This is a genomic window from Paenibacillus sp. FSL H3-0457 (assembly GCF_037981725.1).
GTDB lineage: Bacteria > Bacillota > Bacilli > Paenibacillales > Paenibacillaceae > Paenibacillus > Paenibacillus amylolyticus.
Window position 1 is genome coordinate 11914 of record NZ_CP150283.1, and the last position, 12782, is coordinate 24695.

Consider the following 12782-nt stretch of genomic DNA (forward strand, 5'->3'; position numbering starts at 1 on the left):
CACGGTGTGGCAAGCAAATGAAATAAGCTTCGAAAGAAACTTAAAAAAAGAGCTTGCAAAGTTGGTTCGGATGTGATAAGATATAAAAGTTGCTGAAGAGAACGACATTCGGTAACAAAATAAGTTTGATCTTTGAAAACTGAACAACGAGTGAGTAAACATTCTGCTTGCAGAATGGACGCGAAAGTTTGAGACAAGCCTTGGCTTGGATCGACTGGAGCACAAATGAGATTTTTAATCTCGTCAGATTCAAAATGAGCTTATCGCTCTTTTCAATACTTTATTGGAGAGTTTGATCCTGGCTCAGGACGAACGCTGGCGGCATGCCTAATACATGCAAGTCGAGCGGAGTTGATAGGAAGCTTGCTTCCTTGATACTTAGCGGCGGACGGGTGAGTAACACGTAGGCAACCTGCCCTCAAGTTTGGGACAACTACCGGAAACGGTAGCTAATACCGAATAATTGTTTTCTTCGCCTGAAGAGAACTGGAAAGACGGAGCAATCTGTCACTTGGGGATGGGCCTGCGGCGCATTAGCTAGTTGGTGAGGTAACGGCTCACCAAGGCGACGATGCGTAGCCGACCTGAGAGGGTGATCGGCCACACTGGGACTGAGACACGGCCCAGACTCCTACGGGAGGCAGCAGTAGGGAATCTTCCGCAATGGGCGAAAGCCTGACGGAGCAATGCCGCGTGAGTGATGAAGGTTTTCGGATCGTAAAGCTCTGTTGCCAGGGAAGAACGCTTGGGAGAGTAACTGCTCTCAAGGTGACGGTACCTGAGAAGAAAGCCCCGGCTAACTACGTGCCAGCAGCCGCGGTAATACGTAGGGGGCAAGCGTTGTCCGGAATTATTGGGCGTAAAGCGCGCGCAGGCGGTCATTTAAGTCTGGTGTTTAATCCCGGGGCTCAACCCCGGATCGCACTGGAAACTGGGTGACTTGAGTGCAGAAGAGGAGAGTGGAATTCCACGTGTAGCGGTGAAATGCGTAGATATGTGGAGGAACACCAGTGGCGAAGGCGACTCTCTGGGCTGTAACTGACGCTGAGGCGCGAAAGCGTGGGGAGCAAACAGGATTAGATACCCTGGTAGTCCACGCCGTAAACGATGAGTGCTAGGTGTTAGGGGTTTCGATACCCTTGGTGCCGAAGTTAACACATTAAGCACTCCGCCTGGGGAGTACGGTCGCAAGACTGAAACTCAAAGGAATTGACGGGGACCCGCACAAGCAGTGGAGTATGTGGTTTAATTCGAAGCAACGCGAAGAACCTTACCAGGTCTTGACATCCCTCTGATCGATGCAGAGATGTATCTTTCCTTCGGGACAGAGGAGACAGGTGGTGCATGGTTGTCGTCAGCTCGTGTCGTGAGATGTTGGGTTAAGTCCCGCAACGAGCGCAACCCTTATATTTAGTTGCCAGCACTTCGGGTGGGCACTCTAGATAGACTGCCGGTGACAAACCGGAGGAAGGTGGGGATGACGTCAAATCATCATGCCCCTTATGACCTGGGCTACACACGTACTACAATGGCCGGTACAACGGGCTGCGAAATCGCGAGATGGAGCCAATCCCAACAAAGCCGGTCTCAGTTCGGATTGCAGGCTGCAACTCGCCTGCATGAAGTCGGAATTGCTAGTAATCGCGGATCAGCATGCCGCGGTGAATACGTTCCCGGGTCTTGTACACACCGCCCGTCACACCACGAGAGTTTATAACACCCGAAGTCGGTGGGGTAACCGCAAGGAGCCAGCCGCCGAAGGTGGGATAGATGATTGGGGTGAAGTCGTAACAAGGTAGCCGTATCGGAAGGTGCGGCTGGATCACCTCCTTTCTATGGAGAATCGTTTCCTGCAACGGAAACATTCAAAACTGCAGCTTAGCTGCAAAACACTCACTCGTTGCTCAGTTTTGAGAGCTCAAACTCTCAAAACAGCTTGCTTTTGCATGGAGCTTGTTCTTTGAAAACTAGATATCGAAACGAAACAAACGCGAATTAGAACATTCCTTTAAGCTGATCTTGTGTAAACAAGTGAAGTGTTTTTATAAGGTAGATTGCACGTACGATGGTATCGAATGGGAGCGACTTTTGGCTTTGCGCAAGCAAAACAAGGGAAGCGAGCAGTCGAAACCGGAGCACGAGGTTAAGCTACTAAGAGCACACGGAGGATGCCTAGGCGCTAGGAGCCGATGAAGGACGTGGCGAACAACGAAACTGCCTCGGGGAGCTGTAAGCAAGCTTTGATCCGGGGGTGTCCGAATGGGGAAACCCAGCTGGGGTAATTTCCAGTTACTCATAACTGAATACATAGGTTATGTAGAGGCATACCAGGGGAACTGAAACATCTAAGTACCCTGAGGAAGAGAAAACAATAGTGATTCCGTCAGTAGCGGCGAGCGAACGCGGAGAAGCCCAAACCAGAGAGCTTGCTCTTTGGGGTTGTGGGACGTCTCACATGGAGTTACAAAGGAACCGGTTAAGCGAAGAGGTCTGGAAAGGCCCGCCAAAGAAGGTAAAAGCCCTGTAGTTGAAAGTCTGTTCCCTCCGAGACGGATCCCGAGTAGTGCGGGGCACGTGAAACCCCGTATGAATCCGGCAGGACCATCTGCCAAGGCTAAATACTTCCTAGCGACCGATAGTGAAGCAGTACCGTGAGGGAAAGGTGAAAAGCACCCCGGAAGGGGAGTGAAATAGAACCTGAAACCGTGTGCTTACAAAAAGTCAGAGCCCGTTTTAGGGGTGATGGCGTGCCTTTTGTAGAATGAACCGGCGAGTTACGTTCCCGTGCAAGGTTAAGGTGAAGAGCCGGAGCCGCAGCGAAAGCGAGTCTGAATAGGGCGACTTAGTACGTGGACGTAGACCCGAAACCGGGTGATCTACCCCTGTCCAGGGTGAAGGTGCGGTAACACGCACTGGAGGCCCGAACCCACGCATGTTGAAAAATGCGGGGATGAGGTGGGGGTAGCGGAGAAATTCCAATCGAACTCGGAGATAGCTGGTTCTCCCCGAAATAGCTTTAGGGCTAGCCTCGGAAAACAGAGTCGTGGAGGTAGAGCACTGATTGGGTGCGGGGCCCGCAAGGGTTACCAAGCTCAGTCAAACTCCGAATGCCATAGACTTACTTCCGGGAGTCAGACAGTGAGTGCTAAGATCCATTGTCAAAAGGGAAACAGCCCAGACCATCAGCTAAGGTCCCCAAGTGTGTGTTAAGTGGGAAAGGATGTGGAGTTGCACAGACAACCAGGATGTTGGCTTAGAAGCAGCCACCATTGAAAGAGTGCGTAATAGCTCACTGGTCGAGTGACTCTGCGCCGAAAATGTAACGGGGCTAAACACACCACCGAAGCTATGGCTTGATGCTTTGCATCAGGGGTAGGGGAGCGTTGTATAAGGGTTGAAGGTGTACCGTAAGGAGCGCTGGACATTATACAAGTGAGAATGCCGGTATGAGTAACGAAAAGATCAGTGAGAATCTGATCCGCCGAAAGCCTAAGGGTTCCTGAGGAAGGCTCGTCCGCTCAGGGTAAGTCGGGACCTAAGGCGAGGCCGAAAGGCGTAGTCGAAGGACAACAGGTCGAAATTCCTGTACCACCGTAAGCCGTTATGAGCAATGGGGGGACGCAGTAGGGTAGTGACGCGGACTGATGGATGTCCGTCTAAGCAGTAAGGCTGATGTGTAGGCAAATCCGCACATTGTAAGGCTGAGCTGTGATGGGGAGCGAAAATTATAGTAGCGAAGGTCATGATCTCACACTGCCAAGAAAAGCCTCTAGCCAGGTGATGGTGCCCGTACCGCAAACCGACACAGGTAGGCGAGAAGAGTATTCTAAGGCGCGCGGAAGAACTCTCGTTAAGGAACTCGGCAAAATGACCCCGTAACTTCGGGAGAAGGGGTGCCCCGGTAGTGTGAATAGCACGAGGGGGCCGCAGTGAAAAGGCCCAAGCGACTGTTTAGCAAAAACACAGGTCTGTGCGAAGCCGTAAGGCGAAGTATACGGGCTGACGCCTGCCCGGTGCTGGAAGGTTAAGGGGAGTGGTTAGGAGCAATCCGAAGCTGTGAACCGAAGCCCCAGTAAACGGCGGCCGTAACTATAACGGTCCTAAGGTAGCGAAATTCCTTGTCAGGTAAATTCTGACCCGCACGAATGGCGTAACGACTTGGGCGCTGTCTCAACGAGAGATCCGGTGAAATTTTAATACCTGTGAAGATGCAGGTTACCCGCGACAAGACGGAAAGACCCCATGGAGCTTTACTGCAGCTTGATATTGAATTTGGGTACGATCTGTACAGGATAGGTGGGAGCCTTTGAAACGTGAGCGCCAGCTTGCGTGGAGGCAACGTTGGGATACCACCCTGATCGTATCTAGGTTCTAACCTGGTACCGTAATCCGGTGCGGGGACAGTGTCAGGTGGGCAGTTTGACTGGGGCGGTCGCCTCCTAAAGAGTAACGGAGGCGCCCAAAGGTTCCCTCAGAATGGTTGGAAATCATTCGAAGAGTGCAAAGGCATAAGGGAGCTTGACTGCGAGACCTACAAGTCGAGCAGGGACGAAAGTCGGGCTTAGTGATCCGGTGGTACCGCATGGAAGGGCCATCGCTCAACGGATAAAAGCTACCCTGGGGATAACAGGCTTATCTCCCCCAAGAGTCCACATCGACGGGGAGGTTTGGCACCTCGATGTCGGCTCATCGCATCCTGGGGCTGAAGTAGGTCCCAAGGGTTGGGCTGTTCGCCCATTAAAGCGGTACGCGAGCTGGGTTCAGAACGTCGTGAGACAGTTCGGTCCCTATCTGTCGTGGGCGTAGGAAATTTGAGAGGAGCTGTCCTTAGTACGAGAGGACCGGGATGGACGTACCGCTGGTGTACCAGTTGTTCCGCCAGGAGCACCGCTGGGTAGCTATGTACGGACGGGATAAACGCTGAAAGCATCTAAGCGTGAAGCCCCCCTCAAGATGAGATTTCCCAGTATGTAAGACCCCTTGAAGACGACGAGGTAGATAGGCTGGGGGTGGAAGTGCAGCAATGCATGGAGCTGACCAGTACTAATCGGTCGAGGGCTTATCCAATTAGCAAGTTGTAATTCGCATGTTTCGTTTCGAATCTAGTTTTCAGAGAACGATCTCTGAATGTAAGCTATGCTATGCGTTTGGTGGCGATGGCGGAGGGGTTCCACACGTACCCATCCCGAACACGACCGTTAAGCCCTCTAGCGCCGATGGTACTTGGACCGCAGGGTCCTGGGAGAGTAGGACGCCGCCAAGCAAAGAACCACTGCCGATGTTATTCGGTGGTGGTTTTTATTTGTTTATAAGGATTAAATATGATAAGTGGAAGCTCTGACATGATCGATACTGGAAGGTAACATTTTTGTTACGGATAACAGCGGCAAAACCAGTATAATAGGACTATGTTAAATATGCTAAAAGTACCTGACCACAGAGCTGGAATGTGCAGCTGTGAAAAGGAGGGTGTGTGTGTTAAGTTGGCGGAGACTTGGACTACAATCATTTCTGTTGCTTTGTCTGACCGTTGTTCTAGCAGGATGCGGTGAAGCTTCAGGATCTGTATGGACTTCATATGAAGGTGCGGTGAACGAGAAGAGTTTTCCGGTGCCGAAAGTAGCGAATAAATCTGACCAGTCTGAAAATAATTCGGATATGGATTATGTTCGATATACGCTATCTGGTATTAGTGAGAGTACTAGCTTGCCTGAGGTATATCTAGACGAGATTAAAAGCTGGGGTTGGACAGAGAGGCAAGCCAAGGGTACATCCAATGAATCCAGTACCTTGCGTGTATTTGCAAAGGAAGGACATACTGTGCATTTAGCAGTACATGATGGTTCCTTTACACTAATGGTTCCTAGAAATGATGCTACTCAAACGACAGTTAAATCATTGGCTGAAGATGATTGAGCTGGTTCAGGTATGGTTTGGTATGATTAATTAACGCTGTGATGTTCCTTATAATATAGTAAAGCTCCCGTGTACTTGATCGGGGGCTTTTTGTTATTTGGCGAATTAGGTTTTAGTAATGATTGGAGAAGCTATCACGTATGGTGGATCAGAGGTCATACAGGTTCAGAAGGAATGGAGCAGCTTCATATGTACACGTATAGGTGGTATTTGTGCTTGAAGCATAGGGGAGTGTAGAGCGCTAAAAGTAGAGGGGGAGAGATATAAGTTGCATAAAGGTATTGAGGTAATGAAAGGCTGATGGAAGCGACCATAAGGGGGATAGAGCTGAGACTGAGTGAGAGATCGCTTAAAGGTGTAAGATCTACGAGATATCTGGGGTTATGAGGATATGGAGCAGCGGGAGGAAAAGAGGATAAGAACGGAGCCACGAGTGGGGATAACTCATTTAACTATGCCCATGCTGTGGATAATGGATGAGAAGGGAACAATAAATAAAGGTTATCCACAGTGGATAACCTTTATTTGCGCATATGAGGAACGATACACGATTATGTTTTTGCATCAGATTATTCGAAGGGCTCAGCGGTTATGTATTACAAGTAAGTAAGGTACATTGAGTATTGCATAAATGAGGGAGTGTTATTGCAGATAATATGAGACATCTTGTTCATTCAATTTGATGAGTCCGTCTTTGCGCTCACGGGAGAGTACCATTACAACATATAAGCGAGGACCCAGCAACCACAAATGCCAGAAGATCAGCGAGAGGGTGAAGGACAATGGCGACCATATCAAACATACTGTAATGATACATAGTCCAATCCAGCTCATGTTAAGGTGTACCCGGACAAACATACGGAAGCTAAAATGCTGATCAGGGATATAACCTAACCAGGGCATACGCATATTCCAGCGCCAGCGTTTGGCGTAAGAGGTACGGACCAGAAGTAATATCGTTCTGGCGATTACATAATGAATCCAGATGGTGATTGGACCTGCCAGTACAAAAAAGAAGAGGCCAGTCCAGGAGAATGCGAGTAGATTGAATAAGAGCATGATGACCGGCAGACACAGATAGCTGTAAATGACACTGCGGGCGATAGCCTTTTTTTTCAGAAGCCGGTATTGATAAAATGTTGCTTTATTCTCCGGTTCGGCGATCATACGATTATATATCCTCCTTCGGATTCACGTTTGTGTGGTTAGGTATTCGTTTTTCTTACACGAGTAAAAGGGAATGAATCATACATGTATGTATATATGAACCTTGTATCTCACGCCATGACGATTGTACAAGATATTGAGATTCGACGGAGCTTATCTCAGTATACTCCCGAATACAAGGACTGTCAGGCTTTGATATCGTTATCATGTATTATATATCGGCTGGGATTCCAAGTTTTTTTAAGGAAATTAAATATAAGTTTGAGTCAGGCCAAGGGATACGTGATGTAGAGGTAAATGCGATGGAATGTAGGATAACTGTATATACATAAGCAGGTGAATGTTCTTGTAGGCAGAATGAATGTATTTTTCGGTACAGACACCCAAGAGGGGGTGGGCGAATATATATATTTTATAGAAAGAAAGCACTATGAAAATGTTTAAAATAATAGAAACTGTGCAATACTGATAGTAAACGTAAAACAAGGTGGGATGGTTCATGGAAGAACATGCCGAACACACATGTATTATCTGCGAGCAAAGAAAAAGAGAAGGCATTTTTATTGTATCTGAATTCATATGTGACACTTGTGAAGCAGAAATGGTTCATACCGACGCGCAGGATGCCAAGTACAATTATTTTATTCATCAAATGAAGCAAATTTGGGTACAAAAAAACGCCTAATAAATGTTGCTAATAGAAGTAGAAGCGAAACATCACATTGTAACGATGCTGATGTGTATAGAGGCCCAATGGGCCTTTTTCTGTTTTTAAGAGGAGAGATTGTCTTGTTTGCCCTCTTGGGAAGGCGTATGCTGATATAATGGTATAGATCATTTGCAGTAACGCGTGTGGAGATGGGGGAAGAAGTGAGTTCCTTGGATTAGGAAGCATTTTGAAGCGCATAGGACGCACATAATATATGTACAGGATGGTTATTTCATGGAACATAAAAATAAATCAAGTAGAGCCCCTTTATATGAAGCGTTGCTTGCGTATCGTGATTCGAAGCAGCGTTCTTTTCATGTGCCTGGGCATAAGAATGGACAAGCTTACCGACATTTGCTGGAACAAGCAGAAGCAGGGCAATCTCCAGCTAAGGATATCGTTAATGAGGAAAACCCGCATAACAGAGAGATCCAGAATGATGGAGAAAAGAATGTTAACCAGAAGGTAGAGCGTTTCAGTTCGGTGGGTGAACATGGGGCTGATCTGGAGAACGGGGAACAATTTGGTGACGAAGGAGTTCGTTCGGAAATAGAACTGGCACCAGTGCGTTCATTTCTGGAAATGATGGAGATGGATGTTACGGAGATTACGGGCACGGATGATTTGCACCATCCGGAAGGTGTAATCCAGGAAGCACAGGAGCTTGCGGCAGATTGTTTTGGCGCCGAGGAGAGTTTCTTCCTTGTGGGAGGCAGTACAGCAGGTAATCTGTCCTTACTGCTCACCGTGTGTGATGAGCCAAACAGTATTGTACTGGTGCAACGGAATGTGCACAAATCCGTTATTCACGGGTTGATGCTGGCGGGTGCAAGAGCTGTATTTCTGGAGCCGTGGGTCGATCCTGCGTCTGGACTTGCGGTCATGCCGTCGGTAGAGACGGTTCAGGCTGCTGTCCAGTCCTATCCTGAGGCAAAGGGCGTATTGGTCACTTTGCCTAATTATTACGGCATGGGCGCTGATCTGACGCCCATAGCCGAGGTATGCCACGCCGCTGGCATACCATTGCTCGTGGATGAAGCGCATGGCGCGCATTATGGGCAGCATCCGGAGCTGCCTGTCTCTGCACTGTCGTGCGGAGCAGACGGTGTAGTGCAGTCGACACATAAGATGCTGACGGCTTTCACCATGGGTGCCATGCTGCACATTCAGGGACCACTGTTAAACCGGTCCCTATTAAGGCAGCGCCTGGCCATGGTGCAAAGCTCAAGCCCATCATACCCGGTGATGGCTTCGCTTGATCTGTCGCGCCGGCTGCTGCATGTGCAGGGCGCGAACACATTCATGGCGGGACTCGCCGCCGTGAATGCCTTTAAGCGCGGCCTCGCGGAGCTGCCGCGCTTCCAGTTGCTGCAGCCTGCACAGCCGCTGCAGCCAGAACCGCCAGCCGGAACAGCGAAGCCGGCTGGCATGTCCGTGTCCGCTGCGCAGCAGACACGGGAGGGTCTGACCGCGGCGGCGATGCCATCTGCCGCGGGGTATACCGCTCAGGACCCATTCAAGGCCGTCATCTATGACGGCGCAGGGGTGCTGAGCGGTTATGGGCTACAGCAGCAGCTGGAAGCATGCGGCTGTGTGCCCGAGATGAGCGACGAACGGTACGTCGTCTTGCTCTTCAGCTTGGGCTCAACGGTGCAAGATGCTCAGCACCTGTTGCAGGCTTTACACCATATCAGCTCTGCCGATGGGCATGAGCAGATCCAACAATCTAATGCAGAGTCATCTCTTCAGCTTGCGAAAGGTTCGGCGCATTATATTTCCACGTGGAACAATTTACAAGAAACCACTCGCTACTCGGAACCGATCTCCTTCACACTGCAACCAATTGTGGAGACGAATACGATCAATGTGCCGATAGAAGAAAGCGTAGGCTGTCGATCAGCTGAGATGGTAGTCCCGTATCCTCCAGGGATTCCGCTTGTATATCCGGGTGAACGTATTAGTACATCGATGGTGGCTCGTATACAACTCCTGCGGGATGAGGGTGCAAAATTTCATGGGGTATCCGATGCATCTCTACAGTCATTGAAGGTTATGAAGGAATGAAGGGAACACATGAGGATCTGAATTGCATTCACCAATAGGTAGGCAATATGACCAATACGGATAGCGATACTGGACCCTACACATGTGAGGGTCTCTTGGTCATTAATCTAGTTGCTAGGGCGTGTCTTCAAAATCAGGCATGCAATACGTTGAAGGATGTCAGGGTCCAACAGCTTGAAGTCAAGGATTGCTGATCCTGGCGAATTGTCCAGACGATTTTCTAAGAAACCGAGGACGTCTTATTTAGCCTTCGAGTCCTCCTTTTATTTTGTAAGGAACCTGAGACACGTTATTAACCATATTGACCTAACAAACACGCTGTAAACGGCTGGTTATTCCAATATACCGTGTTTCAGATTCCTTAGATTGCTGCGGGCGCTTCAAATCGCTGAATAAGACGTCACAGGGTCGTTAGCCCTCCCGCTCCGTGCCCTGCTCCAGACACATTCAGTTTGAAGACACGCTTTAGTTCAACTTATATAGATAGACATAAGAAAGAAGGGAACACTTTGGGTATTCCGCTAAAAAAATATACAGGAATAGTCCTGCAAGTTTTGTTGATGTACGGTTTTTATTGGATTGGCAACTTGATTCAAGCTGTATTACATCTGCCGTTAACAGGCAGTATTGTGGGCATGATGGTATTGTTTGTCACCATTCAACTGGGATGGATCAAAATGAGCTGGGGAGAAGAAGGGTCGACGTGGCTTCAATCTCATCTGCAATTGTTGTTCATCCCGCCAACTGTGGGCATTATTAATCATTTTGATTTTTTTAGAGCGAGCACCTTGTTATTGGTTCTGGGTTTGATCGTTAGCACATTAATCACATGTCTGATATCTGCCAAATTAAGTGAGTGGCTTATGACATGGAGATCGTCTCATTCAGGCAAAAAGGAGGCGATCACTTGTCAGCATTCATCCTCGGAATTGGAATGATCGCGCTAACCATCGCTGTATATATTCCAGCTACTCGTCTATATAAAAGGCTGAAATGGCCGATCCTTATGCCTGTACTCACAACGACTGCCATCCTGATCCTGATCTTGGTAATCTCCGGTATAAAGCTGGATACGTACATGCTGGGTGGAAAATGGATACAGGAGCTCTTGGGTCCAGCAGTTGTATCGCTCGCTTTTCCCTTGTCCAGACATCTGCATGTGCTGAAGCAAAATATCATTCCAATTGTGGGTGGAACAATCGGAGGCAGTATTACAGGCGTCTCCACGGGGGCGTTGATCGCCATTCTGCTTGGCTATCCTCAAGAGATGGTCATCGCTTTATTGCCAAAATCAGTGACAACTCCTGTGGCTATTCAACTCGCTAATCAGGTTGGGGGGAATGCCTCATTCACATCGCTGTTTGTGATGATTGCAGGATTCTCAGGGATATTATTAGGGCCGATGCTCTTGAAATGGGCCAAGGTCCGCAGTAAACATGCCTATGGAATTGGACTGGGTTCAGCATCTCATGCCCTCGGCATGGCAAGGTCTTTTGAATATGGAGAGAATGCGGTAGCCCTCAGTTCAGTTTCCATGATTGTCAGTGCTATTGCCGGATCAATTATGCTTCCATTATGGGTATGGATTATCTACGGTTGAACGCTTTACTTTGTTGTTCATGTTGGAGTAACTGCTGACCTATAGTATGATAGAAAGAAACAAGCTTGTATGATCTTGGTGTTATTAATACGTACCGATATAGCTGTAGCTATACACCTCTGGGCGGGGGATATCATATCTTGTAGCAAGAGGGTCTAAGCATATTCAATTACAGCAGCAATAGATGCAATTATCGACATAGAAAGCAGGGAAGCATATGCAGGGCAGAGGTAAATTCATTACGCTGGAAGGGGGAGAGGGTTCCGGTAAAACAACGATGATCGGTAGAATAGGTTCTTATTTTGAAGAACGGGGTATACCTTACGTAGTTACGCGAGAGCCTGGTGGAATTGAGATTGCGGAGAAAATACGTTCAATTATTCTGGACCCTCTTCATACGGCAATGGATGCTCGAACCGAAGCGCTATTGTATGCAGCTGCACGCAGCCAGCATCTGGCGGAGAAAGTAGAGCCTGCGCTGAGAGCTGGAAAAGCAGTCATCTGTGACCGATTTGTCGATAGCAGTCTGGTCTATCAGGGCTACGCCCGTGGACTCGGGATAGAGAATGTATGGGCCATTAACCGTTTTGCGATTGGTGATCTCATGCCGGATGTGACCTTATATCTGGACATTGAGCCTGAAGTGGGGCTTGCCCGGATCGATGCTCATGATGGCCGCGAAGTGAACCGTCTGGATCTGGAAAATCTGGAGTTTCACCGTAAAGTGCGAGAGGGTTACTTCCTATTAAAAGAGCAGTTCCCGGAACGAATCAGAGTTATCGATGCTTCCATGAAGCAGGAGGATGTCTTGGCAGCAATGATTTTGTCGCTGGAGACAGGGATTTTGAAGGATTTTGACGAGTAATTGTCTAATATATAGACAGGGCATTTGATAAAGGTGCTTATTCTAAAGGAGGTTATGCAGGATGAAACTGATTGTTGCGATTATACAGGATAAAGACAGCAACCGATTATCCAGCGCATTGGTCAAAGCAAACTTTCGGGCGACGAAGCTTGCCAGTACGGGCGGATTTTTGAAGGCAGGCAACACGACGTTTATGATCGGTGTCGATGATGGTCAAGTCGAATCCGTAATGAACGTCATTCGCAGCAGCTGTAAGGTTCGTGAACAGCTCGTGACTCCGGTCACACCGATGAGTGGAACAACCGACTCTTACCTGCCGCTACCTGTTGAAGTTCAAGTAGGCGGAGCTACTGTATTTGTTCTCCCGGTAGATCGCTTCGAACATTTCTAATTAAACCTATTGCATGGATCCCATGAGGGTCCTTCATGATCGATAGCATGTTGGAAACGATGGATGCAAG

Annotated in this window: 8 protein-coding genes and 3 rRNA genes; 10 read left to right on the forward strand and 1 reads right to left on the reverse strand. The window is 48.5% G+C overall.

Annotation, left to right across the window (positions count from 1 at the left end):
- Positions 1-280: 280 nt before the first annotated feature.
- From MHH25_RS00050 to MHH25_RS00065, 4 genes are all read left to right on the forward strand, one after another.
- Positions 281-1833 (forward strand): 16S ribosomal RNA (locus tag MHH25_RS00050).
- Between the two features lie 308 nt (positions 1834-2141).
- Positions 2142-5067 (forward strand): 23S ribosomal RNA (locus MHH25_RS00055).
- Positions 5068-5146: 79 nt separating this feature from the next.
- A 5S ribosomal RNA gene (rrf, locus tag MHH25_RS00060) occupies positions 5147-5263 on the forward strand.
- Together the 16S, 23S and 5S rRNA genes form the textbook arrangement of a ribosomal RNA operon.
- Positions 5264-5475: 212 nt before the next feature.
- Positions 5476-5916, forward strand: a complete 441-nt coding sequence (locus MHH25_RS00065; protein ID WP_017691399.1) for a hypothetical protein — start codon at positions 5476-5478, stop codon at positions 5914-5916.
- A 642-nt stretch (positions 5917-6558) separates the two neighbouring features.
- Here MHH25_RS00065 and MHH25_RS00070 read toward each other — a convergent pair.
- Positions 6559-7083 (reverse strand): hypothetical protein, encoded by a 525-nt coding sequence (locus tag MHH25_RS00070; RefSeq protein WP_036606136.1) that lies wholly within the window; start codon positions 7081-7083, stop codon positions 6559-6561.
- Between the two features lie 499 nt (positions 7084-7582).
- Here MHH25_RS00070 and MHH25_RS00075 point away from each other — a divergent pair, with 499 nt between their 5' ends.
- From MHH25_RS00075 to MHH25_RS00100, 6 genes are all read left to right on the forward strand, one after another.
- On the forward strand, positions 7583-7768 hold the full coding sequence (locus tag MHH25_RS00075; RefSeq protein ID WP_017691396.1) for a sigma factor G inhibitor Gin: 186 nt from the start codon (positions 7583-7585) through the stop codon (positions 7766-7768).
- Positions 7769-8026: 258 nt separating this feature from the next.
- Positions 8027-9856, forward strand: coding sequence for an aminotransferase class I/II-fold pyridoxal phosphate-dependent enzyme (locus tag MHH25_RS00080; protein WP_340018839.1), 1830 nt, complete (start codon positions 8027-8029; stop codon positions 9854-9856).
- Between the two features lie 509 nt (positions 9857-10365).
- Positions 10366-10794 (forward strand): CidA/LrgA family protein, encoded by a 429-nt coding sequence (locus MHH25_RS00085; protein WP_340018840.1) that lies wholly within the window; start codon positions 10366-10368, stop codon positions 10792-10794.
- Complete coding sequence (locus MHH25_RS00090; protein ID WP_051449580.1) at positions 10764-11456, forward strand: LrgB family protein; 693 nt, start codon at positions 10764-10766, stop codon at positions 11454-11456. Before MHH25_RS00085 ends, MHH25_RS00090 begins: the two co-directional genes overlap by 31 nt.
- 217 nt (positions 11457-11673) lie before the next feature.
- Positions 11674-12321, forward strand: a complete 648-nt coding sequence (gene tmk / locus MHH25_RS00095) for a dTMP kinase (RefSeq protein ID WP_017691392.1) — start codon at positions 11674-11676, stop codon at positions 12319-12321.
- Between the two features lie 61 nt (positions 12322-12382).
- Positions 12383-12712 (forward strand): cyclic-di-AMP receptor, encoded by a 330-nt coding sequence (locus tag MHH25_RS00100; RefSeq protein ID WP_017691391.1) that lies wholly within the window; start codon positions 12383-12385, stop codon positions 12710-12712.
- Positions 12713-12782: the final 70 nt, after the last annotated feature.

Coding starts and splice junctions, on each gene's coding strand:
- MHH25_RS00100 (WP_017691391.1), top strand. CDS start 12,383: ATGAAACTGATTGTTGCGATTATACAGGATAAAGACAGCAACCGATTA.
- MHH25_RS00080 (WP_340018839.1), top strand. CDS start 8,027: ATGGAACATAAAAATAAATCAAGTAGAGCCCCTTTATATGAAGCGTTG.
- MHH25_RS00075 (WP_017691396.1), top strand. CDS start 7,583: ATGGAAGAACATGCCGAACACACATGTATTATCTGCGAGCAAAGAAAA.
- MHH25_RS00070 (WP_036606136.1), bottom strand. CDS start 7,083: ATGATCGCCGAACCGGAGAATAAAGCAACATTTTATCAATACCGGCTT.
- tmk (WP_017691392.1), top strand. CDS start 11,674: ATGCAGGGCAGAGGTAAATTCATTACGCTGGAAGGGGGAGAGGGTTCC.